We start from the raw sequence: 25,367 nt of genomic DNA on the forward strand, positions 1-25,367 counted from the left end.
CATGCTTTGCGCGATGCGCACTAAACGACGTCGCGCGTCATTGACAGGCAGGACCGGGCCGGCGTCGCGCACGAACAGGCACGGCGAACGGCTGCGGCAAGTCAGGCGCCGCCCCTGGCACGGGTGCGGCATGGCGCGAATGATAGCAGTGCGCGACATCGTATTGCAGAAGTCGCGTAACGGAATCGATGCGCAGCGAGCGGCTTACCGCCCGGCGTCGTGCGCATCCCAGGCGATCCGGTCGAACAGCGCGCGCAGCTTCGCGCCGCGTGCCGCATTCAGCGCGGCGGCATGCGCGACGCGCCCGGCGAGATGCGCGCGGAAATCCGGATGCGCGTCCCGATTCTGCGAGGCCGGGCCGTGCCGGATGCAGTTGGTCAGGATGGCCTTCAGCCGATCGAACTCGTCGCGCGCCAGATTCGGATGACGATTGACGACCACGCCGGCCAGTTGCTGTCGCGCCCCGCGCCGCATCACGCGCGTCTTGCGCAGTTGCAGCGCGAAGCCCTCCTCGAGCGCGATCGCGGCAACCCTGATTTGCAGCCGCTCGATGTCGCGCGCAAGCGCGCCGCCGCCCGAGAACGCGAGATCGTCCGCATAGCGCGTGTAGGTCGCGTCGAGCGAACGCGCGAGCGCGGCGAGCCGCATGTCGAACCGGAACGCGCTCAGGTTCGCGAGCGCCGGCGACGTCGGCGCGCCCTGCGGGAGATGCCGTTCGCGATAGCGCTGGCGGCCGATCCAATCTAACCGGTCGCGCAGGTCCGGCGCGAGCAGCCGCGCGGAGGGCACGCGATTCGTGCACAACCCGGTGAGCGTGCGCGCGACTTCGACCGGATACCCGAGCGTGGCGAACAGCGCATGGACGCGTGCGGCGCGTACCGACACGAAGAAATCCGCGAGATCGAAGCGGACGACGACATCGCGGCCGGCATGCGGCGCTGCGAACGACACGATCCCGTGCCCCTTGCGAAAACCGTGCACCGCGCCGTGCGGCGCAATGCGATCGAGCAACCCGTGCAGGATGCGGCGCTGTGCCTCGCGCAGCCTTCCCTTCGGGATCTCGACCAGCCGGCACCCGCCGCTGCGCTTGTCGACCGCGACGTACGTGTAGTGATGCAGCGGCGTGGCGCCGCTGCGCGCGTCGACGCGCCAGTGGTCGGACAGCCAGTCGAGCGCCGGCACGCTCACGCCGAGCCAGTCGGCGAGATCGCCGGGCGTCGCCCATGGCGGCACTTCGCAGCCGGCGAGCGGCGCCGGCAACGGCCGCTGGACCGGCGGCCGCCGCACGACGCGGATCACGGCCGGCCGAGGGTCGCCATACCACGCGCGCACGAATCCGGGCGCCTCGGCCACGACGGCCGCAAGTGCATCGATGGCGGTGTCGGCCCAATGCGCGCCGAAGCGCGCGAGCGATGCATCCGCGACTTCATCTGCCCAGACCGGCGCGCCGCCGAGCACGGCCGCCATCCGCGCGACGACGCCGTCGCGTTCGGGCGAACCGGCGAGCATCGCCTCGGCAATCGTGCGGGTCGTGTCGCGCAGGGATGCATGCATGGCCGGGAATGGGCGAGAATGGGCGGGACGATGAGTCAACGTGGCTGGTGCTGCGAGGGGAGGCGTTGCGCCGCGCGCAACCGGGCCCCTTGCGACGCATCGGTGTGTCGATCCGATCCACGGGGTAGCCCCGTGGTCCTGGAACATCGACTGCCTGTTCCGGGTGTGTGCTTGACCCACCGGCCCGCGTCGCGACTGTAATGGGCGCACGCGCCGGGTGTCAAATCAGGGGGACGACGCGCGATAGGCGGCGGGCCGAGCACGTCGCCGGCCCGCGTGCCTCACCCCGTTGCCGCGCTTACACGCCCCGCGCGAACAGCGCGCTGTATGCGATCGGCGCCACGCCGATACCGGCCATACCGTTCAGCATCGTCGCCCAGGTCGCGTCGGCCACGCTCACCGGAAACGACCGCACGTGATTGGCGAGCAGCCAGAAGGTCCGCGTCATACCGTCGCTCATCGCGACTTCGTACCCGCTTCCCGCGGGCCAGTAGCCGACCGGCGGCAGCGCCACCGGCGCCTCTCGGCCGCCCCTGAACCCGGCGGCGGCCATTGCGAACTTGCCGTCGAGCGGCATGGCCCGGCGCGGTACGCAGTCCTGCGAATCCTGTTTCGGGAACGCGGGGCTCGTTTCGAGCCAGCGGCGATAGAACGCGTCGGCGTCGAGATGGACGACGAAACGCTCCACCCCGGCCGGCTCGGCCGCCAGATAGCAGTCGGCCTGACCGGGCACGGGAACGCGCCAGATCGCGCGCTTCGCGCTCAGGTCGACCAGTTCGCACGCCGTCGGCCGGTGCGCAAGGGTTGAAGCGGGTCCGGATCCGCGCAAGTCGCGCGCGCGGTCGAGTCCGTTACGAAGACGTGTCAGCATGGGCCCTCTCTTTCTCTCTCGATTTGTTCGAATGAGTCAGGGAATGTGGCGCGATCCGCGCCATCGCTGCCGGTTTGCCCGGTGCCCCGACGCTCCCGGCTGGGTCGGGAACCCGCGCAGTGTATCGCCTTTCGATGACGGCACGACAGCGCATGCCGCCCTCTACCGGTGGGTGCGGAACCCGCCCCGTCGAACGAAACCCCGCTTCGTCCCGGGCTTTCCGCGCCGGTGGCACGGCCCGCCGCAGCACATCGTCGACGGCCTTACGGAATCGGCGGCGCGCCGCGCAGGACCGTGCGCAAGGCCACGTCGAACGGCGTCGCGTGGTCGATGCCGAGCGCGCGCAGGCTCGACGCGTCCAGATGGCAATCGTATGGGCGCGGCGTCGCGTCGGTCGGCTGCTCGATCGGCGTGAGCGACGCGGCGACGCCGAGCGCGGCGGCGATCCGTTGCGCGATCTCGTATTTCGTCATCGGCTCGTCGCCGGACCAGTGACGGATGCCCGTGACGGTCCGGCCCGACAGGTGACGCAGCGTGAGGTCGCGGATCACGTCCGCCACGTCCGGCGTGTAGGTCGGATAGCGGATCGCCCAGGCGTCCATGCCGACCGCTTGCGCGCCCGTGCGCGCCGACGCCGCGGTCGCCGGAACCAGGCTCGTGACCGCCGATTCGCTCCAGTCGGCGATCGGGCCGTAGAGCAATGGCAGGCGCAGCACGCAGGACAGCGACGACGCGGCGAGCAACGCCGCCTCGCCTTCGAGCTTGGTGCGGCCGTAGATGTTCAGCGGGTTCGGTGCCGCGTCTTCACGGTACGGGGCGGCCTTGCCGTCGAACACGTAGTCCGTGGAAATGCCGAGCGTCCATGCGCCGTATCGGGCAGCCAGCGCGCCGACGCGGGCCGGCGCGTCGACGTTGATCGCGCGGGCGGCGGCCGGGTCGCGTTCGCAGATATCGGGCCGGCGTTCGGCCGCGCAGAGGATGACGGCGGCCGGCCGGTGGGTCGCGAACGCCTGCTCGAGGGCCGGCTGGTCGAGGACGTCGAGCAGCGCGAGGTTTTCCGGCGGCAGCGCGAGCAGTCTTGCGCCAGCGGTGTGCGGGTTACGGCGGGTCGCGATCAGGTTCAGCGACGGTTCGCGGGCGAGGGAGGCGGCGACGGCTCGGCCGAGCAGGCCGGAGGCGCCGATGAGGAGGATGGTGGGGAGTTCGGTCGGTGACGTCGTGCTTGGCATCGGGAACGGATGGCTTCGAGGTTTGGAAGCATGAGGTTACAACGAGTACCCGGATGCCATTCTCGAAAATTCGGATGCCTGCGCTGCCGGCCCGCGGTTCCGTGCAATGCCTGCGGCCGCGAACGGGGGCCGCAAAAATCCGCAACAAACAAGGCCCGGCGCACCTCGGTGCACCGGGCCCATGAGATCGGGCAAAACTTCGCCCTGCGTTACTTCCGGTCCACCGAGTACCGCCCCGGCCCGGTCAGCGCGAGCAACAGCAACCCGCCGATGATGCTCACGTTCTTGTAGAAGTTGATCATCGCCATGTACTGCTCCATCCCCTGCAGCGCCCAGTAGCGATGGCCGATCAGCGCGGTCGCGAGCGTATAGGCGGCGAACACCAGCGCGAGCGGACGCGTGTAGAAGCCGATCGCGATCAGCACGCCGCCGGCCAGTTCGACCGCCACCGCGATCGCGGCCGCCAGTTCGGGCGCCGGGTTCCCCGTCGACGCCATGTACGCGACCGTGCCCGAGAAGCCGGTCAGCTTCTGCCAGCCGAACAGCACGAACAGGATCATCATCAACACGCGAGCCGCCAGCAGCAGCTCGTCCTTCCTCGATTCCAGCGAAACGTAACGCATAATAATCACCCTTGAATTGACGGTTTGATGCGGCCGCCGCCGACGCACGCCGAAGCGGCGCGCGTGGCCGGCAACGGACCACGCCTCGCCCGACCGGATCGCCGGCCGATACCGTGGCCGGTTGCCGAAGAATCCGTCCGGTCGCGCCGTTCGCGGCGCGCTGCGAACCGGTTCTGGCGAAGCACGGGTGCAGTCTACTGTCTCGCCGCAAATCATCAATCCGTCGAAATATGATTCGCTGTCTCGATTTAGTGGACAATTGAGTCAAACAAGGGCTTGCTAAGCATCAAGGTGCGTGCAAAACGGCACGGCAAGCGGTGACGCCGGGCCGCACATGCGGCCCGAATGCATCGCCCGACCCGCCACCCCGGGCGCCTACGCCGCGATCCGCCGGCGGAAATGCTCGGTTCCCGCGACGATCTTGTCGAGCACCGCGTCGAGCGCCCAGAATCGCTCGCGCACGTCGTAGTCGATCGCACGGCACTTGATCGACCCGAACGTGCCGATCCGCTGATGGTAGAGCTTCGCGAGTGCCGGGTAGCCGAGCGCCTCCGACACCGCCGACACGACCAGGAACGTCGACAGTTCGTCGGCCAGCGCCGGATTCGTGTCGCCTTGCGTGCGCAACCACCGGTAGAGGTCCGGGTGGAAATTGGTGAACACGCCATTGAAGCCGGCGGACCCGGCCTTCATCGCGTCCCACGCAATCGCGGCGTTGGCGTTCAGGATCTTCAGCGGCGATCCCGCGGCGATCCCGACACGCCGCTTCACCGTCTCGAGATCGCAGCTCACGTCCTTGAGCATCACGAACCGGCCCGTGTCGATGCACGCGCGCAGTTCGTCATCCGAGAGGAGCCGCCGGTAAGGGGCCGGACATTCATACAGGCCGAGCGGAAGATCCGACGGCAGTCGCGCGAGCAGCCGGTGCAGATGATCGAGCAACGCGGCGCTGCCCTTGCGCTGCGGATCGAGGCGGTTGGTCACGAGCACGACGCCCTGCGCGCCCGATTCGGCCGCCGCGCACAATTCGGCGACCTGCGCATCGAGATCGTCGCTGATGTGCCCGGACGCGACGACGGGCACCCGGCCGGCCACCCGATCGACCACGAAACGCGCGAGTTCCGCGCGTTCGGCCAGGCTCAGGAACTGCATCTCGCTCGATTGCGCGACCGCGAACAACGCATCCGAGCCGTGTGCCAGATACCATTCGATGAGCCGTTCGAGCCCGGCGTAGTCGATCGCGCCGGCGTCGTCGAACGGCGTCAGCATCACCGGCACGATCCCCTCGATGGTCACGTTCGATTGCTGCGGGTGTTGCATCTGTTTCTCCTTGCTTCAGTGAATGCGGGGGGCAGACCGCGAGCTCATGCCGGCAACGGTCCGGGCGCGGCGTTCGCGGCCTGCTCGGGAATCGGCTTGCGCACCAGCAGCAGGTACGCCATCGCACCGGCGAACGCAATCGCCGCGGCCGTCAGCAGCGCCGGCACGAACGACCACTTCTGCGCAATGATGCCCGTCAGGATCGGCGCAAGCGCGCCGCCGATGAAACCGCCGAAATTCTGGATCGCGCCGAGCGACGCGATGCGGCTCGGCGGCGCGGCCGCCGTCGCGAGCGCCCACGAGCTGGCCGACGCGGCGTTCGCGAGAAAGATCACGACCGATATGCATGCGAGCGCAACCGTATTGCTCTGCACGAGCGCGGCCGGGATCGTGAACGCGACCATCCCGAGCATCGCGACCACCACCGCGTTGCGTCGGCTCACGACCGGCGAACGGCTGCGGCGCGTGACCAGGTCCGACAGCCAGCCGGCGACCAGCGAACCGACGAACCCGCACAGAAACGGCACCGACGCGGCGAAGCCGGTGCGGATCAGGCTCATGTGCCGCTCCATCGTCAGGTAGCCCGGCAGCCAGGTCAGGTAGACCCAGTTCAGGTACACGGATCCGAAGAAGCCGATCAGCATCCCCCAGGTCGTGCCGTGCGAGAACAGGCTGCGCCAATCGGCGAAGGTCAGTTTCGGCGCCGCGGCCACGTTTTGCGCGTCGGCATCGAGATAGCTGCGCTCGGCGGCGGACAGTTGCGCACGCACCGGATCGCGATACAGCGCGAACCAGACGACCGCGACGACGAGACCGAGCGCACCGGTCACGATGAAGGCCCAGCGCCAGTTGAACGATGCCACGAGAATCGACAGCAGCAACGGCGCCAGCGCGGTGCCGAGCGGCGACGCGGCGTTGAAAATGCCGGTCGGCGTGCCGCGCGCACGCAGCGGAAACCAGTTGCTCACCACGCGCGCGGCCGACGGAAACTGCGGCGCCTCGCCGATACCGAGCACGATGCGCGCGACGATGAACCAGCCGAAGGTCGACACGATGCCGCCCGCCGCCTGCGCGAACGACCAGACGATCAGCCCGATGCCGAGCAGCCGGCGCGGGCCGATCCGGTCGACGAGGCCGCCCACCGGAAACTGGCACAGCGCATAGCTCCACGAGAACGCGGACAGCAGCAGCCCCATCTGCGCGAGCGACAGGCCGAGATCGCCGCGGATCGCCGAACTCGCGACGGCCAGCGTGCCGCGATCGAGGTAGTTGACGATCCCGCTCGCCATCAACAGCGCGAGCGCGATGCGTTGTCCGCGCCGGATGCGTGGCGGTGCGGGCGGAACAGGTTGGTTTTCGTTCATGTCGGTTGTCTCCATGTCACTGGTGTCGGCCGGTGATGGCCGTTCCGTCGTATGCGGAATTCAGGTATCCCCGCGCATGACTTCGTCACGCGTCGGGATCGAGGTTTGTGCGCCGTGGCGCGTGACGCTGATGGCCGCCGCGCGCTGGCCGAAGCCGATCGCATCGTCCATCGATGCGCCGCCGGCGCGGGCGGCCGCGAACCCGCCGACGAACGTGTCGCCGGCCGCGGTCGTATCGACGGCCACCACCGTCATCGCCCGATGCCGGCCGTTCCCCGCGCTGCCGCGCCAGCAGACGCCGCGCGCGCCGAGCGTGACCAGCACGTTGCCGACGCCCTTCGCGCACAACGCATCGGCCGCGCGCACGGCCGACGCGTCGTCGCCGACGGCGATGCCGGTCAGCGACTCGGCCTCGGTTTCGTTGACGACGAGATAGTCGACCCGTGCCAGCAACGCGTCGGACAGCGGCTGCGCGGGCGCCGGATTGAGCAGCACCGGTGTGTGGTGCTCAGTGGCACAGGCAATCGCGCACGCGACGGCGGCAACCGGCACTTCGAGCTGACACACGAGGAGTGCCGCCTCCGCGATCGCGTCGCGCGCCGCGTCGATCCGGCCGGCATCGAGACACGCATTCGCACCGGGCACGACGACGATGCTGTTCGCACCGCCGTCGTCGACGGTGATCGTCGCCACACCGGTCGCCGCCCCGCCGATCCGATGCAGGTGCGTCACGTCGATGCGCTCCGCCGCGAGCGCGCCATGCAGGCGCGCGCCGAACGCATCGTCGCCGACGCAGCCGATCATCACGACCGATGCGCCCAGGCGCGCGGCCGCGACCGCCTGGTTCGCCCCCTTGCCGCCGTGAACGGTCTGGAATGCCGTGCCGAGCAACGTTTCGCCCGGCACCGGCAGGCGCGTCGTGCGTGTGACGAGGTCGATGTTGACGCTGCCGACGACAGCGATACGCGACGAGGCGATGTCGTTCATGCTCGAATGTAACCGCTTACATTTGAGATCGACATAATGGCCGAACAGGCCGTCGTCTCTGAAAATTTCGCGATGCGGGTGAAATCCATGTCTGACATAATACGAAGCAGCAATAAGATAGCGCTTACATTCTCACAGGATCGGATGAGGATGCAAGCGGGACCACCATGAATCGAGGGTAAACAATGATGCGACTGGCAACGCATGCCGCAGGCAGGCCCCGCCCGCCGGGAGACGGCCGATGAGCACGCCCCCGTCCCGCGGCGGCGCGTCGCGCACGCGCCGCGGCAGCGGCCGCTCGGTGCTCGGCGACGTCGCGAAGCTGGCCGGCGTGTCGACCGCGACCGTCTCGCGCGTGTACAACGATCCCGGCAAGGTGTCGGCCGACGTGCAGCAGCGCGTGCGCGACGCGGCGCGCACGCTGAACTGGATTCCGAATGCGGCCGGCCGCGCGCTCGCGTCCACGCGTACCCACATCACCGGCGCGATCATTCCGACGCTCGACGACCAGGTGTTCGCGTCGCAGGTCGCGGGCATGCAGGCGGTCATGGCCGAACACGGCATCACGCTGTTCCTCGGCTGCTCGAACTACGATCCCGCGCAGGCGCTGGCGCAGGTGCGCGCGATGCTGTCGCGCGGCGTGGAAGCCGTGTCGCTGGTCGGCGAAGCGTATCCGCCGGAACTGTTCGAACTCCTCGCGATGCATCGCGTGCCCTACGTGGTCACCTACGCGTATCGCGACGACAGTCCGCACTGCTGCATCGGCTTCGACAACCGCGCGGCGTTCGCGCGGCTCACCACCCACCTGCTCGACCTCGGTCACCGCGATTTCGCGATCATCATGCAGCCGTCGGCGGACAACGACCGCGTACAAGCGCGCCTGCGCGGCATTCACGACACGCTGGCCGCGCACGGGCTCGCCGTGCGCCCCGTGCATCAGCATGAAGGCGCGGCCACGATCGCGTTCGGGCGCGCGAGCTTGCGCGCAATCGCCGGCAGCGACGCGGCGACGCGGCCGACCGCCGTGATCTGCGGCAACGACGCACTCGCGCTCGGTGCGCTGCTCGAGGCGCAGGCGCTCGGCATCGACGTGCCCGCGCAACTGTCGATCACCGGGTTCGACGACATCGCGCTCGCGCGCGAGATCCAGCCGCCGCTGACGACGATGTGGGTCGATACCGACGCAATCGGGCGCCAGGCCGCGCATGCACTGCTCGACGCGCTCGAGAACGGCGCCACGGGGCCCGGCCGGGCCGTGCTGCCCGAGTTGCGCACGCGGGAATCGGTCGCGCCGCCGGCGCCCGTGCGCGCGGCGCGCCGGAAGTGAAAACGTGCCGCGCGGCGGCGCCCGCTCACGGCATCACGTCGATCGGCAGCGCCTTGTCGAGATTGTCGTGCCAGGCCTTGATCGTCTTCGGCACGGTTTTCTTCCACGCCGGCACGTTCGTGTAGTAGCGCATCCGGACGGTGTTCTTCGCATCGAACACGAGCAGCCCGATCCACAGATCGGCGCCGCGGCGCATCACGATCGCCGCGTTGGTCGTCGCGATGCCGCGCACCCAGTAGGATTTCACGTGCGCATCGAGCCCGTCGAGATCCTTCTCGTCGGCGCTGTAGTTGACCATGTCGACGAGCGTCTGATAATCGCCGCCGAGTAGTTTGTGCGCGGCCGCATTCTGCGTCGCGTCGGTCACGACCTTGAGGGTCAGCAGGTCGGCCGGCGGTTTGGCCTGGAACCGCGACACCGTCACGTAGTCGCCCGCGTAGACGACACCCGCGCCGGCACCGCAATCGAAATCCGCGCCCTGCTGCGTGACGCGGATGCGCCCGCCCTTGCGGTCGAAATCGAGCCGGCATGCGTCCCGGCGATAGGTGCCGCTATCGCCGTGCAGCACGATGTCGCCGTCGAGGCCGCCGTCATTCGCGCCGTTGTTGCCGCTCAGTTCGAAATGCAGGCGCGGCGCCGTGCCGGTGAACGTCAGCACACCACCGAACGACGGGTTGTCGCTCGTCAGGTACCACGTCTGCTGCCAGCGGTCGGCGGCGAGCGGCGTGCCGTTCAGGCTCGCGAGCCGTTCGCGGTAGCGGTCGCCGAGGCAGGGTGCATCGCTGCCGCACTGGTCGCGCTGCTTCAGCCACTTCAATTGCGCGGCCTTCAGCGCGGCCGTATCGCCGCCTTTTGCGAGCGCCCGCTTCCACGCGGCCGACAGGTCGCCGTCCAGCTTCGACAGGGCGGTATCCGCACAGATCGTCTTCTCGGCCGGCGAGGCGGCCTTCGCGCAGTCGAAGCCGGCCGCCTGCGCGGCAATCGGCAGCAGCGTCAGCAGCGCGGCCGCCGCGACGAATGGCAGAGGCGTGCGTCGCACGCTGGATGCGGAAATCGCGGCGTGTTCGCGCGGATTCGATCGGTTCTGGATAGTCATCGGCTTGATCGTCGCTGGGTCGCGCGCCCGTAGAAGCTACCTGCACGCGACATTCGAGGTAAAAACGCCCGGCCCGGCATGCGGCACACGCCGCCGCCCGCCGAAGCGTAACCCGGATGCGCGACGCCGATCAATCGACGTTCGATGTCGTTGCAACCGTTCCGGCAGCCACGCTGCGTTGCACGATGCCGTCGCGCAATACGGCTTGCGTCGCGCGATGGAAGATTCCGATGAACACCATCGCGCCCGCCGCTTCGCGCGGCGACTGCCCCCTGCGCATCGGCCACGCGCACGATGCCTTTTGCGCGCTGGATCGTGCGCGGCGACGCCTTCAGCCACGCGCGCAGCCTTGTCGAGCACGTCCGGCGCGGCGACGGTGATGCTTGCGAACGCCGGCAATCAGGAACAGGATCGATGCGCACGCAACGACATGTTCGAGCGCGCGGCGGCTGCAGTGGCCCTTGAACAGGTCGGGTAGCGTGATCGCGTTGTGGCGCTTGCCGGCCTCCCGGATCCTCGGTCCGACGAAATAGCCGATCGGATTGGCCCGCGGGATGAGCCGAGAAACCACACGCCATAAGTCGGCCTTTTCGCGTAGATGCCGTGCCGTCGAGCGCGCGAACGGGTATCAGCCGTCGAACGGCGCCAGCTCGTAACTCGTGCTCCGGCCGCCGGACGACGAACGGCGCAGCACGCCGTGTTCGACGAGTTCCGCGATGTCGCGCAGCGCGGTGTCCTGCGAGCACTTCGCGAGGGCCGCCCACTTGGTCGTCGTCAGCTTCCCCTCGAAACCGTCGAGCAGGCGATTCATCACCTTGGCCTGGCGCGCGTTCATCGCGAAGCCCGCACAGCGCTGCCAGAAGCGCGCCTTCACCAGCACCGCGTCGAGCGTCGTGTGTGCGTGATCGATCGCCCTGCCGAGGGTATCCAGGAACCACGCGAGCCATTCCGTGACGTCGAGCGAACCGCGCTGCGTGCGCTCCAGCACGTCGTAGTACGCATTGCGCTCGCGCTGGATCTGCGCCGACAGGCTGTAGAAACGCTGCGGACTCCGGTCGGCGCGCGCCAGGACCAGATCGCCGAGCGCACGCGCGATACGGCCGTTGCCGTCGTCGAACGGGTGGAGCGTGACGAACCACAGATGGGCCAGGCCGGCCTGGATCAGCAACGGCTCGGCCGGTTCGGCATTGAGCCACGCGAGAAAGCGCGCGATCTCGTGCGTCAGGCGCGCGGCCGGCGGCGCCTCGAAATGCACGCGCTGCCGGCCGATCGGGCCGGACACCACCTGCATCGGCCCGCTCGCATCCGTGCGCCATCCGCCGACCGTGATTCGCGACAATCCCGAATAGCCGGTCGGGAACAGCGCCGCATGCCACCCGAACAGGCGCGCCTCGGTCACCGGCGCCGCCGCATGGATCGTCGCGTCCAGCACCATGTCGACGACGCCCTCGACGTGGCGGTCGACCGGCGCCAGCGCGCCGATGTCGACCCCGAGCCGGCGCGCGATCGACGAGCGGACCGATGCGACATTCAGGGTTTCGCCCTCGATCGCGCTGGTCTTGACGACGTCCTCCGTCAACGCGGCCAGGCTCGCCTCGTCGCGCAGCGCGAGGCCGATGTCCGCCAGCCGCCCGGCCAGCATGCCTTGCGCGCGGCTGACGTCGGCCAGCGGCGTGGCGAGTGCCGGAAGGTCGAAGCGCCACGCCGGCCAATCGGCCGATTCCCAGATGAAAGTGTAATCTCCGCTCATGATGCGGAGATTATCCCACCGATTCGCCGCATGACTCAATATTCTCCGTATATTTTGCGGAGAATATGCGCGCTATTCACCGCACGGTGGCCTGCTATCGCGTCCGGCCCGCGTCACGCTTCCCGGGCGGCGGCGCGTCGCCGAGCCGCTCGGCAAGAAATCCGATGAACGTGCGCAGCGTGACGAACCCTTCCCGATGCTGCGGGAACACCGCATTGAGCGTGATCGGCGGCGGCACGTACGCGTCGAGCACCGGCACGAGCGCGCCGCTGTCGAGCGCCGCGCCGACGATGAAGTGCGGCAGCAGCGCGATGCCGAGCCCCGCGATCGCCGCGTCGCGCACCACTTCGCCGTTGTTCGCGACGAGCGGCCCCTGCACGTCGAACGTGCGTGACGCGCCGTCGATGCGGAATTCCCAGCCGACGCGCCGCTCGCGCCCGTACAGCAGGCAAGTGTGACCGGCGAGATCGGCCGGTGTCTGCGGCATGCCCTGCCGCTTCAGGTACGCGGGGCTCGCGCACGCGATCATCCGCCATGCGCCCAGCGGGCGGGCGATCAGCGTCGAATCCTCGAGCGAGCCGATCCGCAGCACGAGGTCGAACCCTTCGCCGATCAGGTCGACGCGCCGGTCGGTCAGGTCGAGGTTCAGCCGCACGGCCGGGTGCGCGGACAGGAATTCGGCGATCAGCGGCGACACGTGGGTAATCCCGAACGACAGCGGCGCGCTGATCTTCAGCGAGCCGTGCAGCTCGGTGCTGCGCACCGACATCGCCTGCTCGGCGTCGGCGATCTCCGCCAGGATGCGCTGCGCGCGCGCATAAAACTCCTGCCCCGATTCGGTCACCGCGAGATTGCGCGTATTGCGGTGCAGGAGCCGCACGCCGAGCGACGCCTCCAGCGCCATCGTGCGCCGGCTGACGAACTGCTTCGACAGCATCAGCTGGTCGGCCGCCGCCGTGAAGCTGCCCGCATCGACGGTCGCGACGAAGATCCTCAGGTCGTTGAGTTCCATATTGTCCACTCCATAGCGACAGTCATTATCTCTACAGCCATTTATTTGTCAAATCGATTGACCTAAGATTCATCTCAACGAACGGCCGGGCCCACTTCCGAGGTCCGGCGACTTCAAGGAAAAAATCATGATCGAAATCCGTGCAGCAAACCAACGTGGCCGTGCGGAGCATGGCTGGCTCAGCTCCCGTCATACGTTTTCGTTCGCGAATTACTACGATCCGAAGCAAGTCGGCTTCTCCGACCTGCTCGTGATCAACGATGACCGCGTCGCGCCGGGCCGCGGCTTCGGCACGCACCCGCACCGCGACATGGAAATCCTGTCGTACGTGCTCGACGGCGCGCTGGAACACAAGGACTCGATGGGCACCGGTTCGGTGATCGTGCCGGGCGACGTGCAGTTGATGAGCGCGGGCACGGGCGTGCGCCACAGCGAGTTCAACCACTCGCCGGACACGCCGGTCCACTTCCTGCAGATCTGGGTCGGGCCGGCCGAAAAGGGTGCCGAGCCGCGTTATCAGCAGACGAATGTCGCGGCCGACGACAAGCGCGGCAAGCTCGCCCTCGTCGTGTCGCCGAACGGCGACGCCGGTTCGCTGAAGATCCGGCAGGACACGCGGATTTACGCGGGCCTGTTCGACGGCGATGAGCGCACGACGCTGGAACTTGACCCGAGCCGCTTTGCTTACGTGCACGTGGCGCGCGGCAGCGTGACGGTCAACGGCGTGACGCTCGGCGAAGGCGACGGCGCACGCATCCGCGGCGAACAGGCGCTGACGATCGCCGACGGCCAGGATGCCGAAGTGCTGGTGTTCGACCTGCGTCCGGTCGAAGTGACGGCCGAGTGGGCATGACGCCCGTTCGGGAAACCGGGCCCCGCTGAATGCGGGGCCTTTTTAATCGGAGATTCGCAACATGGCCAAGGTTCTGGTTCTTTACTACTCGTCCTACGGGCACGTCGAAACGATGGCGCAGCACATCGCCGAGGGCGCGAAATCGGTGCCCGGCGTCGAGGTCACGCTCAAGCGCGTGCCGGAAACGATCCCCGTCGACCAGGCCCGCGCGATCGGCGTGAAGGTCGACCAGGCCGCGCCGGTCGCCACGGTGGACGAACTCGCCGACTACGACGCCATCATCTTCGGCACGCCGACCCGCTTCGGCAACATGGCCGGCCAGATGCGCACGTTCCTCGACCAGACGGGCGGCCTGTGGATGAAGGGCGCGCTCGTCGGCAAGATCGGCAGCGTGTTCGCATCGACCGGCACGCAGCACGGCGGCCAGGAAACGACGATCACGTCGTTCCACACGACGCTGCTGCACCACGGGATGGTGATCGTGGGCGTGCCGTATGCGTGCAGCGGGCTCGTCAACATGAACGAAATCACCGGCGGCACGCCGTACGGCGCGACGACGCTCGCGGGCGCGGACGGCAGCCGCCAGCCGAGCGCGAACGAACTCGACATCGCGCGCTACCAGGGCAAGCACGTCGCGGAAATCGCCAGCAAGCTCGCGTCGTAACGCGGCGGCCTCGCGCCGCTGCCGTTGCGCGCACGAACGAACGGCGCCGGTTCGACCGGCGCCGTTCGTCCTGTGCAGGGCTGGCGGGCGTTACTGGCCCGAAGCCGGCGCGGCCGGCGCCGCCTTCGTCGCGGGCGCCTTCTGCACGGCGTTCTGCGGATAGTTGCTCTGGTCGTTGGTCAGCCGGTAACCGCTGCCGGTGCCGATCGCCTTCAGGTCCGACGCGTGCCGCGCACGGGCCGCCTTGCGCGCCGCCTTCTTCTGCGCCTTGTCGAGCTGCTTCTGCGTCGGCGCGGACGCCGGATCCTGCGCGTATGCCGCCGGCACGGCGGTCAACAACAGACCGCACGACGCCGCTACTGCTGCTGCCACCGAAACCACGCGAGACTGCTTCATGGCCGGATCTCCTTGTCGAGTGTTGATTGTGGATTATCGGACACCGGCGCGCACGCGACGGCTTGCGACAACGGCGCCGATGCAACGTTAGCCGATCGCCGCGCAAATGTCCGTGTGCGTTCCTGAATTCTCCTGATAACGACAACGATACGTGCAAGCGGCACGGGCCGTCCTTTCGGCCTGCCATCCGCGCCATCAGGGAAACCGATAGCCCGCGGCCGACCGGCGCGCGTTCAGATCCAGCGCGACAACACCGGCAGCAGGATCGGAACGACGAAGGCCGTCAGCACGCCGTTCAGCCCCATCCCGAGCCCGGCGAACGCGCCGGCCTCCTCGCTGACCTGGAACGCGCGCGCGGTGCCGATCCCGTGCGACGCGACGCCGAGCGCGAAGCCGCGCACGGCCGGCTCGTCGACCCGCAGCAGATTGAGGATGCCACGCGCGCACACCGCGCCAAAAATCCCGGTCGAAATCACGAGCACGGCGGTGAGCGACGGAATGCCGCCGATCTCGGCGGCGACCGCCATCGCGATCGGCGTCGTCGCCGATTTCGGCGCGAGCGACGCGATCGTCTGGCCCGACGCGCCAAACAGCGCGGCGATGCCGACCGCCGACACGATCGCGGTCAGCGAGCCCGCGAGCAGGCCGACGAGCAGCGGCAGCGCGGTGCGCCGCAGCTTCGGCCACTGGCGGTACAGCGGCAGCGCGAGCGCGACGGTCGCGGGGCCGAGCAGGAAGTGGACGAACTGCGCGCCTTCGAAATACGTCGGATACGGCGTATGCGTGATCGTCAGCAGCACGACGATCAGCGCGACCGCGATCAGCACCGGGTTCGCGAGCGGGTTGAAGCGCGCCCGCGCATAGACGGCCTGCGCGAACAGATACGCGACCAGCGTGATGGTCAGGCCGAGCAGCGGGGTCGCGGCGAGATAGACCCAGATCGCGCCGAGTTTCGGGAAGGCCGTCATCGCACGCCCTCCGCGTCGCCGCCCGCGCGGCGCTGGCGCCGCAGCAGCGCACGCGTGACGAGCGCCGTCACCGCGATCGCCAGCGTGGTGCTGACGGCCAGCGCGACGACGACCGCGACCGCATCGCCGCGCACGCGATCGGCCGACACCATGATGCCGACGCCGGCCGGTACGAACAGCAGCGACAGGTGACGCAGCAGCTCGAGCGCGGTCGGTTCGATCGCATCGGCCACCTGCGGGCGCAGCATCACGAAGCCGAACAGCAGCAGCATGCCGATCACGGGGCCCGGCACCGGCAGGCCGAACAGATAGGACACGCCTTCGCCGAGACACTGGAAAATCAGCAAGACCGCGAACGCCTGCAACATGAACCGCTTCTCCCGAATGGTTGCGCCGGGCCGGCGGCTTGCCGCGCCGGCATGGACGATACGCGCGATCGTACCAACATTGCCGGCCGCCAGTCGCGACTGGCGCAATCGCCCGATCCCGGCTCGACCGTGTCACCCCTGCGGACACCGTCGTGCTTCACCGCCCCAACCGCGCGCCGGTCGCATGCAAAAAAGGCGGGCATACACCCGCCTTCGTTCCGTTCGCACACGCACCGCGACGCTTGCGGCGCGCGTGCGCGCCCGCCGCGTTACTTCAACCGCGTCGCGATTTCGTTGGCCATCGCCTTCGTCGCGGCCTTCGTCGGCGCATCGTCGGCCAGCGCGTTCAGCAAACCGAAATCGTGGATCGTGCCGTCGTAGCGCGTGGTCGTCGCATCCACGCCGGCCGCGTCGAGCTTGCGGCCATACGCTTCGCCTTCGTCGCGCAGCACGTCGAACTGCGCCACCTGGATCAGCGCGGGCGGCAGGCCCTTCAACTGCGCGGTGCTCGCGCGCAGCGGCGACGCGTAGATCTCGTTGCGTTGCGCTTCGTTCTTCGTGTAGGCGTCCCAGAACCACTTCATCATCGGCCGCGTCAGGAAGTGGCCCTGCTGGTACGCGTTGTACGAGCTCGTATTGAAGTTGTGGTCCGTGACCGGCCACATCAGCCCCTGGAAGCGGATCGCGGGGCCGCCCTTGTCCTTCGCCATCAGCGCCACGACGGCCGCCATGTTCCCGCCGACGCTGTTGCCGACCACCGCGAGGCGGCTGCCGTCGACACCGATCTCGGCGCCATGCGCGGCCACCCACTTCGTCGCCGCATAGGCCTGGTTGATCGCGACCGGGTAATGCGCTTCCGGCGACGGCGTGTAGTTCACGAACACCGCGACGGCGCCCGACTGCACGACGAGATCGCGCACGAGGCGCTCGTGCGTCGGGAAGTCGCCGAGTACCCAGCCGCCGCCGTGGATGAACACGAAGACCGGCAGCGTGCCCGTCGCGCCTTGCGGGCGCACGATCGTGACGGGTACCGACAGGCCGTCCTGCTCGATCGTGCGGTTCGATACGTCGATGCCGGACAGGTCCACCTTTACGCCGTTCTGCGCATCGACCAGCACCTGACGCGCCTTCGCGGGGCTCAGCGTTTCGAGGCCCGGGCCCTTCTGGCCGTTCAGCACGGCGAGGAACGCACTCGTCTTCGTATCGGGACGGATGGTATCGGCGCCGGCCGCGAATGCGGCGGGGGCGGTGGACAGCGCGGCCGCAACGGCGGCGGCGATCAGCAGCGGCTTGACGATCTTCATGATGGTGTTCCTTGGCGTTCGCGGTTGAATGACGACAAATGATTCGGAATGCGATTGATTAGAGAAGCGTGAGCGTGACGTCGATGTTGCCGCGCGTCGCGTTCGAGTACGGGCAGACGACGTGCGCACGGTCGATCAGCGTTTGCGCGACGTCGCGATCGAGGCCCGGCAGCGAGATCTTCAGTTCGACTTCGATGCCGAAACCGTTCGGGATCGCGCCGATGCCGACGCTGCCTTCGATGGCGGCGTCCGCGGGCATCGCGATCTTGTCGCGGGCCGCGACGAACTTCATCGCGCCGATGAAGCACGCGCTGTAGCCGGCGGCGAACAGCTGCTCGGGGTTCGCGCCTGCGCCGCCCGCGCCGCCGAGTTCGCGCGGCGTGGTCAGCTTCAGGTCGAGACCGCTTTCGGGCACCGTCGCACGACCGTCACGGCCGCCGGTGGCTTTTGCATGGGCGCGGTACAACACTTTTTCGATCGACATGACAGACTCCTTTGCAGTAAATGAACGAAACAACCTTCGAACCGGGGATCGCGTGCCGTCGGCTTTTTCCGCCGGTCCCGCGCTTGTTTATCTACTCATAGATAGACAAGCATCCCAAAAAAATACAGAAGCATTACCCTCTGCGCCGATTGTCTATCTATCACTAAATAGACAACAAGAACCCATAAAACGGCGGCGAACCGCCCTGCTACCCGCGCGGTCCGTCAGGACCGCGCCTTCCAGACGGCCTCGACATCCTCGAGGCGCGCCCGCGTATGAAACAGCCGGCTGGCCAGCACGCTACCCTGAAACGCCGCGTACAACGTGCGCGCGGCCGTATCGGGTTCGCCGCTGAACTGCAGCGTACCTTCCTTCGCGCCCTGCGCCAGCAATGCCGCCAGCCAGCTTTCGTTGGCCTTGAAGAACGCCTGCACGGCCTGCCGCACGTTCTCCGGCAGCGTTTCGATATCGGCCGCGAGCATCCCGCACAGGCAGATCAGGTTGCCGTCGCCGAGCGTGCGGCCGAACATCTTCGTGTACAGGCTCAGCTTCACGTCGGCCGGCAATGCCGGATCGATCGTCCGCATGGCCGCGAGGACTTCGTCGCTGTACACCGCCACCGCTTCCAGCACCAGATCGTCCTTCGACGGGAAGTAGTAGTGGATGCTCGACGTCTTCACGCCCACCAGGTCGGACAGGTCTCGATAGCTGAAGCCGTTGTAACCGCGCAGCATCATCAGCGTGATCGCGTGATCGAGAATCTGTTCGCGGACGGTCGGTTTCGTTTCCATGGATCGAACTTTATCTACTCATAGATAGACAGTCAAGGACTTTTTTCGGGGCACCATGAAAAGTCTGAAAATCTGGCACCCCGGCGAGCGCACCGGCCGGCTCGTCGCCGCCGGCCCTCAGCCCGGGACGGGTTCAGCCAGCGTCTCGCGGTTCGCGCTTTCCGCCGCGTCGTCCGCCCCGGCCACGGGCAAGCTCAGCACTACCGTCGTGCCCTGCCAGGCCGCGCTGTCCACGCGAATCTCGCCGCGATGCCGATCGACGACCGCCTTGGCGAACGCCATTCCGAGCCCGACGCCCTTCGTGTACGGCTGCCCTTGCAGGCGAAAGCGCCGATAACGCTCGAACAGATGCGCCTGCTCGCTGGCGGCGATCCCGTAACCGTGGTCGCGGATGATGCAGCGCACCGACGCGCGATCCTCGGTCAGTTCGACCGTGCACTCGATACGGGTATCGGGTGCGCTGTACTCGACGGCGTTACCGAGCAGGTTGGCCAGCGCGCGCGACAGCAGTGCCGGGTCGCCGTACACGAGCGCTTCGTCGCAACGCGGCACGTCCTCGACGGCAATCCGCTTTTCCTGCGCGCGCGGCCAGATTTCATCCCGTGCCTGATTCATCAGGTCAGCGACGTTGACGAGCTCCGATACGCACTCGCCCGCCTCCGCCCTCGAGACCTGCGCGAAACCGTCGGCCATCGCCAGCGTATGGCACGCCAGCCTGCCGATTTCATGCAGGCGCTCGCGCAGGGTGCAGCCGGACGGGCATTCGGCAGGCGCATTCACCAGCACGACGACCGACGTGAGCGGCGCGCGCATGTCATGCGAGAACAGCGTCAGCATGTCGCTGCGCTGCCGCTCGAGCACCGAACGGCGAACGTAGGCGCCGCGCAGCATGTCCAGTGCGTCGTTCACCCGCCCGATCTCCGGGCTCGCGCCCGGCACCCGGGCGATCGGCGACACATCGCCCTGGCTCAGCGCGACGATGCGCCGGCTCAGCTCGGCGAGCGGCTTCGACAGCGTCCGCTGCGTGCCGCGCACGAGCAGGAACAGGATCAACGTGCACAGCGCCGCTTGGGCGACGGATAGCGCCATCCTGACGCGGGCGGCATCGCGCAACTCGACGGTGCGCGCGCTCGTCATTTCGATCACGCGGTCGCGCAGTTGCTCCGACGCCCCGAGATCGCGCATGATCCGCCGCGCGAAGTCCTCGACGCTCATCGCATACGCACCCGTCCGGCTCGCGCGGATCGTCGCCGCGACCAGCGGCAGGAAGCTGCCGTCCAGCGTGTCGTTCAGTCGTGCGAAGTCGTTTGCGAGCGTCGTGTCGGCGAGCAGCGGCGCGATCGCGCCGGCGATCAATGCGCGCAGCTGCATGATGCGTCCGCGCATCTGGATGATGCTCGCGAGCCGCTCCTCGCCGATCGGCTCGCGCTTGATCAGCGACGCGACGAACAGCGAGCCGAGCCGGCCGGTATATTCGCGCAGGTCGCCAAGCAGGTGCGCGAGCATCAACAAACCCGACGTCGCCGGATTGCGCATTGCCGTGCCGGCCATGACGTCGTCGGCCAGTGACGCGAGATCGTCGGCGACCGCGAACATCCGGTCTTGCGCCGCCTGAACCTGCCACACCGTGCGCGCCGTCAGCGGCTGCGCCGCGAGCGCGTCGACTTCGCCACGGGCGCCGTCCAGTTCCGCGCGGATCGACTCGAGCGCACGCAACGCGATCCGCCGCTCGGGTGCCTCGAGGGTCGCCGCCTGCGCGATGTCCGTTCGAAGCGCGTCGAGTGCCAGGTTCGAGCGCATCCGCGCATCGCTTACGGCCTCCACGTCCGCCGCCGGGTCGCGCCGCTGCAACGCAAGCAGCGTGTTGGCCGGCCAGCGTTCGGCCGAAATCAGGTTCGCCGCGACCATCGCGCGCTCGACCCGCCCAAAATCGCGCAAATCGAGGCTCCCCTGCCGGTATTGCCGGTAGCTTTCCAGGACGATCGTTCCACACGCCACGATCGTCAGCATCACGACGAGCACGAAGCCGATGCCCATCCGCTGTTGGATCGAGAGGCCATCGAAGCTCATGGCGCCCGTCCGCTTCGGCAACGGAACACACCCGATTCGGCATCGCCGGTGGGACATGGATACGTCACGTTCGATTCCTGAATTACGTCATTTCCGTTGACAACACTCATCGCCGGCATCAATTGACGCACAATCGAAATCAATGGCCTCGCCATCGAATGACACATGGAAAAAAATACGCCGTTTCATCATGCTTATTTCATCGTGAAATATCCGATTCAACGGCTCCCGTGCGGCGACTTTCGACGGCCTTCCTCCACACGCTTGCTTCGCACTGCGATACACCTGGGTTTCAGTCGGCATTCAGCGGCAGACGCACGCCGACGATCGCAGCACGGCGCCGCCTGAATCGCCTGCCATTAGCCACTGCCGCGATGGAGTCTCGACCTTTTCAAACGGAATGTAAACGCGACGTTCGACGCAGGGGAAATACCGGATAAGCAGGACGTTAGTATTACGACTTTCGTCTTGTACAATCCTGTTCTTTCCTATCGGATAGGCGTCGGCTTTCCCACAGCCCATCGCGCCCATGAAAATACTGATCGTCGACGATCACGCGCTCCTGCGTGACGGCGTGGAGATGCTGCTGCGTCGGGAAGACGCCGACATGATCGTCGTTCAGGCGAGCAGCGCCGATGACGCGCTGCACCTGCTCAACCTGCACGCAGACCTCGACGCCATCGTGCTCGACTTGAAGCTGCGAGGCATGGACGGGATCGACGCGCTCGCCGTGTTCGCGAAGATGCGCCCGGGGCTGCCCGTCATCGTGCTGTCGTCGTCGGAAGATCCGGGCGCCGTGCGCGCCGCATTCACGCAAGGCGCGATGGGCTACGTGCCGAAATCGGCCAGCCCGCATACGCTGCTGTCTGCCATCCGGATCGCGCTCAGCGGCGAGCGTTACGTGCCACCGCTCGTACTCGACGAACACGCGACACAGCAGCCGGACAGCGCCGGGGCGACGACGCTTTCGCGCGACGAGTTGCTGACGCACCGCCAGATCGAAGTGCTGCGCTATCTTGCGGAAGGCATGCCGAACAAAGTCATCGCCCGCAAGCTCGGCCTGTCGGAAAAAACCGTCAAGGCGCACATCACTGCGATCTTCAAGGCGTTGAACGTAATCAATCGCACGCAGGCGGCTGCCGTCGGCAGGAAGGCCGGACTCATCTGACCGGAAGCGCGAATTGCGTTGCCGGCGGGGATCGCCTAAATTTTTTCTGCATCCTCGACGCAAACGGGGGCGTTGATGACAACCCCGCCCCGAGACACGAATCGTGGCGCGATCCTCCGACTCCCCGATGCACCCGCGTGCGACGCGCGCGATTGCAATTCGCCTCACACGCAATGAACGACACTTGACGGACATTCATGTGCATTCACGTGGCAATGAACGGGCGCGGCACCGACGCCAACCGCCGGGCCCGGTCGCGATACCGCATGCGGGCTCCGGGTCCGGGGCGTGATACCCGAGGAGCCCGTGCATGACGCGCGCCGACGAATCACCCGAAGCCCCGCCGCCGATCGTTTCGGCAGCCTCGGACGTCCCGTTCGACCTGGCCGCCGACGTGATCGCGCGCTGGCAGCGTCTCGTCGACCTGATGGCGGAAATCGTCGGCGTGCCGGCCGCGCTGATCATGCGCAACGTCGGAAAAGACATCCGCGTGCTGGTGGCGAGCCGATCCGAAGGCAATCCGTTCTATCCGGGCGAATCGGCCGAGCTGCACGGATCGGGGCTTTATTGCGAAGCGGTGATCGAGAGCGGCCGCTCGTTGGTCGTGCCGAACGCGCGACGATCGGAACGCTGGCGAAACAATCCGGATCTGCGCGTGAATATGGTTTCGTATCTCGGCCTGCCGATCCGCTGGCCGGACATGACGACGTTCGGCACGATCTGCCTGCTCGACTGCAAGGAAAACGCCTATTCGGAGCGGTACATCCGGCTGGTCGAAGAGCTGCGCAACCAGATCGAGATGCAGTTGCAGCTCATCCATGCGCAACGGACCGCCGAACACGCGCGCCAGCAGGCCGCTCAACTGGCCGAAAACTTCCGGCAGCAGAAGGATCTCGCCGCGGAAGCCGTGCGCGTCAAATCGAGCTTTCTCGCGGCGGCAAGCCATGACCTCCGCCAGCCCGTCCATGCATTGAGCCTGTTCGTCGGCGCATTGCGGCACGTGCCGATGCCCGTCGATGGCGCGCTGCTCGTCGAACGCATTGACCAATCCGTCAATGCGATGGACGAGCTGTTCACCGCGATCCTGGACATCTCGCGGCTCGATGCCGGTGTCGTGCCCGTGCATCGCAGGCCGTTCGCGATCGATTCGGTGCTGGAGCGGGTGTGCCGGGACGTAGCCGTCGACGCGCGCGCGAAGGGGCTGCACCTGTCGTACGTGCCGAGCACCGTGGTGGTCGACTCCGATCCGGTGCTGATCGAGCGGATCGCGCGCAACCTGCTGTCCAACGCGGTGCGCTATACCGACGCGGGACGGATCGTGGTGGGCTGCCGGCGCACACACACGCATGTCCGCCTGCAAGTGATCGATACCGGGCGCGGCATTCCCGCCGATCAGCAAAGCCGCGTGTTCGACGACTACTACCAGTTGCCCCATCGCGACCGCGGCCACGAACAGGGCGTGGGCCTCGGCCTGGCGATCGTGCGGCGCCTGGCGGAGCTGCTCGAGTGCCCGCTGGCACTACGCTCGGCGCCCGGGCAGGGCTCGTGCTTCGAACTGCGTCTGGTACGAGTGGACGCGGTCGTGAAACCGCCCGCGACCGCCGTCGACGAGTTCGCCTTCGACGAGGCCGCCGCGGCCGCGGCGCACCTCGTCGTGGTGATCGACGACGAAGCGGCCATCCGCGCGGGCATGTCGATCCTGCTCACCCGCTGGGGATACCGCGTCGTCGTGGCGCCGTCGGTCGACGACGCGATCGCGCTTCTGGCGACCGGCGACGTACCCCCGACGTTGTTGATCTGCGATTTGCACCTGCGCGGCGACGAGAACGGAATCGGCGCGATCGCACGGATTCGCGAAGAATTCAACGCGGCCATTCCCGCGATGCTGATCACCGGCGACACCACCGCGCGCCGGCCCGGCCGATCGCAGCACGGCGGCTTCATGCTGCTGCACAAGCCGGTGCCGAGCGACAAGCTGCGCTCGGCAATCATGCGCTGCCTGGGTGCGCCGAAGGGCAGATGAGACCAGGACCGAAACGCGCGACGACGAGGGTGCCGCGCGGTATCGGGACAGCGATCGTCACTGCGGCCGCAGCATCCGCCGGATGATCGTCCGCAGCATCGCGCGATGCGCGCGCGGCTTGAATCCCGGCTCGAATACGACCCGCCCGACCGCGCCTTCCGTGAGCGCGAGCAACCACGTCGCGACGAGATCCGGCTTCAGGCTCCCGTCGATCGTCCCTTGCGCCACACCGCGCTTGATCAGCTCGACCATCCTCCCTTTCACCTGCGCCTCGTTCGCCGCGAACAATGCCGCGACCTCCGGATTGCGCGTCGCCTCGGCCGCGGTCTCGATGCTGATGCGCGCATAGACGGGATCGCTCGACAGTTCCATCAGCGCCAGCGCGATCTCCTCGATCGCGGTCAGCGCATCGTCGGCGTTCGCATGCCGCGCGAACAGCTCGGCCATCTCGCGCTGGTCTTCCTGTGCGACGGCCTCGACGATCGCCGCCTTGGTCGGGAAATAGTGAAACAGGTTGCCGGGGCTCATCCCGGCCGCCTTGCAGATCGCGGCCGTGGACGTCGCATGAAAGCCGTCGCGCGCAAAACAGGCGATGGCGGCATCCAGAATCTGGCGCCGCTTCGCTTCCACTCTTTCAGGATCGATCTTTCTCAACGGGAACTCCGTACATGACGATCGCTCTAATATTTATTAGACTGATCAGTCGATCTATTATCATGGCGATGGGCTGCGGGCGTCAAGGCGGCCTGCAATCGGACCGGATCGATGCGACACTGGCCGCCGAGCGCGACTATCTGGAAGATGCATCGCAGGCGCTCGCGACGAGGCAGGGGCCCGTGCTGGCCGGGTGGGGCGCGCTGGATAGCCACGTCGATCCGGCGCGTCGTCGTGGTGCCCGGCGCGACGCACCGGCTGCCGCGCGCCGGCTGGTTCGATTACCCGCTCGAGTCGGACTGGCCGCAGTGGAAGATCGGTCCGTACACGGCGCTCGGGCGCCATGTGTATGCGCCCGGCACGCTCGGCCCGATCGAAGCGTGGATCCGGTCGCAGTGAACACATGTGCAACACGGCAGCGCCGCCAAAGGCGCGCTAGATGAAACGGGCATCAGGCAATATCGGTCGCACCGCCCCGCGCGGCCGCTACA

General features: G+C 67.5%; 24 protein-coding genes and 2 pseudogenes. 7 read left to right on the plus strand and 19 right to left on the minus strand.

Annotated elements, in window-relative coordinates:
- Positions 1-204: 204 nt before the first annotated feature.
- The 7 genes from AC0KUR_RS10815 to rbsK form a co-directional block, all read right to left on the minus strand.
- Positions 205-1,554: a reverse transcriptase family protein gene (locus AC0KUR_RS10815; protein WP_473375861.1), complete on the minus strand. Its 1,350-nt coding sequence runs from the start codon at positions 1,552-1,554 to the stop codon at positions 205-207.
- Positions 1,555-1,852: 298 nt separating this feature from the next.
- Positions 1,853-2,425 (minus strand): plasmid fertility inhibition factor family protein, encoded by a 573-nt coding sequence (locus tag AC0KUR_RS10820; protein WP_034191956.1) that lies wholly within the window; start codon positions 2,423-2,425, stop codon positions 1,853-1,855.
- Between the two features lie 263 nt (positions 2,426-2,688).
- Positions 2,689-3,654: a dTDP-4-dehydrorhamnose reductase family protein gene (locus tag AC0KUR_RS10825; protein WP_059562318.1), complete on the minus strand. Its 966-nt coding sequence runs from the start codon at positions 3,652-3,654 to the stop codon at positions 2,689-2,691.
- A gap of 209 nt (positions 3,655-3,863) precedes the next feature.
- Positions 3,864-4,277, minus strand: a complete 414-nt coding sequence (locus AC0KUR_RS10830) for a DoxX family protein (RefSeq protein WP_034191958.1) — start codon at positions 4,275-4,277, stop codon at positions 3,864-3,866.
- Between the two features lie 375 nt (positions 4,278-4,652).
- Positions 4,653-5,597, minus strand: coding sequence for a dihydrodipicolinate synthase family protein (locus AC0KUR_RS10835; RefSeq protein WP_049036751.1), 945 nt, complete (start codon positions 5,595-5,597; stop codon positions 4,653-4,655).
- A gap of 44 nt (positions 5,598-5,641) precedes the next feature.
- Positions 5,642-6,961, minus strand: coding sequence for an MFS transporter (locus AC0KUR_RS10840; RefSeq protein ID WP_034192040.1), 1,320 nt, complete (start codon positions 6,959-6,961; stop codon positions 5,642-5,644).
- Between the two features lie 60 nt (positions 6,962-7,021).
- The gene (gene rbsK, locus AC0KUR_RS10845) at positions 7,022-7,948 is read right to left on the minus strand and encodes a ribokinase (protein ID WP_124608663.1); all 927 of its coding nucleotides are present in this window, start codon (positions 7,946-7,948) and stop codon (positions 7,022-7,024) included.
- A gap of 241 nt (positions 7,949-8,189) precedes the next feature.
- Between rbsK and AC0KUR_RS10850 the strand changes: the two genes are divergently transcribed.
- Positions 8,190-9,275, plus strand: coding sequence for a LacI family DNA-binding transcriptional regulator (locus AC0KUR_RS10850; RefSeq protein WP_034191961.1), 1,086 nt, complete (start codon positions 8,190-8,192; stop codon positions 9,273-9,275).
- A 25-nt stretch (positions 9,276-9,300) separates the two neighbouring features.
- On the opposite strand, the gene AC0KUR_RS10855 is transcribed toward AC0KUR_RS10850, so the two are convergent.
- Complete coding sequence (locus AC0KUR_RS10855) at positions 9,301-10,371, minus strand: lysozyme inhibitor LprI family protein (RefSeq protein ID WP_473375862.1); 1,071 nt, start codon at positions 10,369-10,371, stop codon at positions 9,301-9,303.
- On the opposite strand from AC0KUR_RS10855, the gene AC0KUR_RS10860 reads away from it, so the two are divergent.
- On the plus strand, positions 10,304-10,849 hold the full coding sequence (locus AC0KUR_RS10860) for a hypothetical protein (protein WP_473375909.1): 546 nt from the start codon (positions 10,304-10,306) through the stop codon (positions 10,847-10,849). The genes AC0KUR_RS10855 and AC0KUR_RS10860 overlap by 68 nt on opposite strands.
- Here AC0KUR_RS10860 and AC0KUR_RS10865 read toward each other — a convergent pair.
- The 3 genes and pseudogenes from AC0KUR_RS10865 to AC0KUR_RS10875 form a co-directional block, all read right to left on the minus strand.
- Positions 10,769-10,974, minus strand: a pseudogene (locus AC0KUR_RS10865) (sodium:solute symporter family protein); the annotation flags it as partial. The gene AC0KUR_RS10860 and the pseudogene AC0KUR_RS10865 sit on opposite strands and share 81 nt — an antisense overlap.
- A gap of 25 nt (positions 10,975-10,999) precedes the next feature.
- Positions 11,000-12,121, minus strand: coding sequence for a Fic family protein (locus AC0KUR_RS10870; protein ID WP_473375863.1), 1,122 nt, complete (start codon positions 12,119-12,121; stop codon positions 11,000-11,002).
- Between the two features lie 94 nt (positions 12,122-12,215).
- Positions 12,216-13,133, minus strand: coding sequence for a LysR family transcriptional regulator (locus AC0KUR_RS10875; protein WP_175026866.1), 918 nt, complete (start codon positions 13,131-13,133; stop codon positions 12,216-12,218).
- A 127-nt stretch (positions 13,134-13,260) separates the two neighbouring features.
- On the opposite strand from AC0KUR_RS10875, the gene AC0KUR_RS10880 reads away from it, so the two are divergent.
- Together AC0KUR_RS10880 and wrbA are read left to right on the plus strand one after the other, a co-directional pair.
- On the plus strand, positions 13,261-13,986 hold the full coding sequence (locus AC0KUR_RS10880; protein ID WP_034191964.1) for a pirin family protein: 726 nt from the start codon (positions 13,261-13,263) through the stop codon (positions 13,984-13,986).
- A 61-nt stretch (positions 13,987-14,047) separates the two neighbouring features.
- Positions 14,048-14,650: an NAD(P)H:quinone oxidoreductase gene (gene wrbA, locus AC0KUR_RS10885; RefSeq protein WP_034191965.1), complete on the plus strand. Its 603-nt coding sequence runs from the start codon at positions 14,048-14,050 to the stop codon at positions 14,648-14,650.
- A gap of 90 nt (positions 14,651-14,740) precedes the next feature.
- On the opposite strand, the gene AC0KUR_RS10890 is transcribed toward wrbA, so the two are convergent.
- The 7 genes from AC0KUR_RS10890 to AC0KUR_RS10920 form a co-directional block, all read right to left on the minus strand.
- The gene (locus tag AC0KUR_RS10890) at positions 14,741-15,046 is read right to left on the minus strand and encodes a hypothetical protein (RefSeq protein WP_034191966.1); all 306 of its coding nucleotides are present in this window, start codon (positions 15,044-15,046) and stop codon (positions 14,741-14,743) included.
- 233 nt (positions 15,047-15,279) lie between these two features.
- Positions 15,280-16,014, minus strand: coding sequence for an LrgB family protein (locus tag AC0KUR_RS10895; protein ID WP_049036691.1), 735 nt, complete (start codon positions 16,012-16,014; stop codon positions 15,280-15,282).
- Positions 16,011-16,382, minus strand: coding sequence for a CidA/LrgA family protein (locus AC0KUR_RS10900; RefSeq protein ID WP_473375864.1), 372 nt, complete (start codon positions 16,380-16,382; stop codon positions 16,011-16,013). Before AC0KUR_RS10900 ends, AC0KUR_RS10895 begins: the two co-directional genes overlap by 4 nt.
- Before the next feature lie 269 nt (positions 16,383-16,651).
- A complete protein-coding gene (locus tag AC0KUR_RS10905) occupies positions 16,652-17,686 on the minus strand; it encodes an alpha/beta hydrolase (protein ID WP_473375865.1) in 1,035 nt (344 codons plus the stop codon).
- A gap of 58 nt (positions 17,687-17,744) precedes the next feature.
- Positions 17,745-18,170 (minus strand): organic hydroperoxide resistance protein, encoded by a 426-nt coding sequence (locus AC0KUR_RS10910; RefSeq protein WP_034191970.1) that lies wholly within the window; start codon positions 18,168-18,170, stop codon positions 17,745-17,747.
- Positions 18,171-18,394: 224 nt separating this feature from the next.
- The gene (locus AC0KUR_RS10915; protein WP_034191971.1) at positions 18,395-18,961 is read right to left on the minus strand and encodes a TetR/AcrR family transcriptional regulator; all 567 of its coding nucleotides are present in this window, start codon (positions 18,959-18,961) and stop codon (positions 18,395-18,397) included.
- A gap of 117 nt (positions 18,962-19,078) precedes the next feature.
- Entirely contained in the window at positions 19,079-21,031 is a 1,953-nt protein-coding gene (locus tag AC0KUR_RS10920; RefSeq protein WP_260435792.1) for a sensor histidine kinase, read from the minus strand.
- A 529-nt stretch (positions 21,032-21,560) separates the two neighbouring features.
- Between AC0KUR_RS10920 and AC0KUR_RS10925 the strand changes: the two genes are divergently transcribed.
- Positions 21,561-22,199 (plus strand): response regulator, encoded by a 639-nt coding sequence (locus AC0KUR_RS10925; RefSeq protein WP_049028533.1) that lies wholly within the window; start codon positions 21,561-21,563, stop codon positions 22,197-22,199.
- A 310-nt stretch (positions 22,200-22,509) separates the two neighbouring features.
- On the plus strand, positions 22,510-24,222 hold the full coding sequence (locus tag AC0KUR_RS10930) for a hybrid sensor histidine kinase/response regulator (RefSeq protein ID WP_051701121.1): 1,713 nt from the start codon (positions 22,510-22,512) through the stop codon (positions 24,220-24,222).
- Positions 24,223-24,279: 57 nt separating this feature from the next.
- Here the strand turns inward: AC0KUR_RS10930 and AC0KUR_RS10935 are convergent, their stop codons facing one another.
- Complete coding sequence (locus AC0KUR_RS10935) at positions 24,280-24,876, minus strand: TetR/AcrR family transcriptional regulator (protein WP_124670073.1); 597 nt, start codon at positions 24,874-24,876, stop codon at positions 24,280-24,282.
- An 89-nt stretch (positions 24,877-24,965) separates the two neighbouring features.
- Here AC0KUR_RS10935 and AC0KUR_RS10940 point away from each other — a divergent pair.
- Positions 24,966-25,275: pseudogene (locus tag AC0KUR_RS10940) on the plus strand (alpha/beta hydrolase); the annotation flags it as partial.
- Between the last annotated feature and the right edge of the window lie 92 nt (positions 25,276-25,367).

The organism is Burkholderia sp. YHN3-13, assembly GCF_055810675.1.

Bases quoted from the DNA above. Each gene is read 5' to 3' on its own strand.
- AC0KUR_RS10895 (WP_049036691.1), bottom strand. From the start codon at position 16,014: ATGACGGCCTTCCCGAAACTCGGCGCGATCTGGGTCTATCTCGCCGCG.
- AC0KUR_RS10825 (WP_059562318.1), bottom strand. From the start codon at position 3,654: ATGCCAAGCACGACGTCACCGACCGAACTCCCCACCATCCTCCTCATC.
- AC0KUR_RS10855 (WP_473375862.1), bottom strand. From the start codon at position 10,371: ATGACTATCCAGAACCGATCGAATCCGCGCGAACACGCCGCGATTTCC.
- AC0KUR_RS10900 (WP_473375864.1), bottom strand. From the start codon at position 16,382: ATGTTGCAGGCGTTCGCGGTCTTGCTGATTTTCCAGTGTCTCGGCGAA.
- AC0KUR_RS10870 (WP_473375863.1), bottom strand. From the start codon at position 12,121: ATGAGCGGAGATTACACTTTCATCTGGGAATCGGCCGATTGGCCGGCG.
- AC0KUR_RS10815 (WP_473375861.1), bottom strand. From the start codon at position 1,554: ATGCATGCATCCCTGCGCGACACGACCCGCACGATTGCCGAGGCGATG.
- AC0KUR_RS10905 (WP_473375865.1), bottom strand. From the start codon at position 17,686: ATGAAGATCGTCAAGCCGCTGCTGATCGCCGCCGCCGTTGCGGCCGCG.
- AC0KUR_RS10915 (WP_034191971.1), bottom strand. From the start codon at position 18,961: ATGGAAACGAAACCGACCGTCCGCGAACAGATTCTCGATCACGCGATC.
- AC0KUR_RS10830 (WP_034191958.1), bottom strand. From the start codon at position 4,277: ATGCGTTACGTTTCGCTGGAATCGAGGAAGGACGAGCTGCTGCTGGCG.
- AC0KUR_RS10820 (WP_034191956.1), bottom strand. From the start codon at position 2,425: ATGCTGACACGTCTTCGTAACGGACTCGACCGCGCGCGCGACTTGCGC.
- AC0KUR_RS10875 (WP_175026866.1), bottom strand. From the start codon at position 13,133: ATGGAACTCAACGACCTGAGGATCTTCGTCGCGACCGTCGATGCGGGC.
- AC0KUR_RS10910 (WP_034191970.1), bottom strand. From the start codon at position 18,170: ATGTCGATCGAAAAAGTGTTGTACCGCGCCCATGCAAAAGCCACCGGC.
- AC0KUR_RS10835 (WP_049036751.1), bottom strand. From the start codon at position 5,597: ATGCAACACCCGCAGCAATCGAACGTGACCATCGAGGGGATCGTGCCG.
- AC0KUR_RS10880 (WP_034191964.1), top strand. From the start codon at position 13,261: ATGATCGAAATCCGTGCAGCAAACCAACGTGGCCGTGCGGAGCATGGC.
- AC0KUR_RS10840 (WP_034192040.1), bottom strand. From the start codon at position 6,961: ATGAACGAAAACCAACCTGTTCCGCCCGCACCGCCACGCATCCGGCGC.
- AC0KUR_RS10850 (WP_034191961.1), top strand. From the start codon at position 8,190: ATGAGCACGCCCCCGTCCCGCGGCGGCGCGTCGCGCACGCGCCGCGGC.
- wrbA (WP_034191965.1), top strand. From the start codon at position 14,048: ATGGCCAAGGTTCTGGTTCTTTACTACTCGTCCTACGGGCACGTCGAA.
- rbsK (WP_124608663.1), bottom strand. From the start codon at position 7,948: ATGAACGACATCGCCTCGTCGCGTATCGCTGTCGTCGGCAGCGTCAAC.
- AC0KUR_RS10925 (WP_049028533.1), top strand. From the start codon at position 21,561: ATGAAAATACTGATCGTCGACGATCACGCGCTCCTGCGTGACGGCGTG.
- AC0KUR_RS10890 (WP_034191966.1), bottom strand. From the start codon at position 15,046: ATGAAGCAGTCTCGCGTGGTTTCGGTGGCAGCAGCAGTAGCGGCGTCG.
- AC0KUR_RS10920 (WP_260435792.1), bottom strand. From the start codon at position 21,031: ATGAGCTTCGATGGCCTCTCGATCCAACAGCGGATGGGCATCGGCTTC.
- AC0KUR_RS10930 (WP_051701121.1), top strand. From the start codon at position 22,510: ATGACGCGCGCCGACGAATCACCCGAAGCCCCGCCGCCGATCGTTTCG.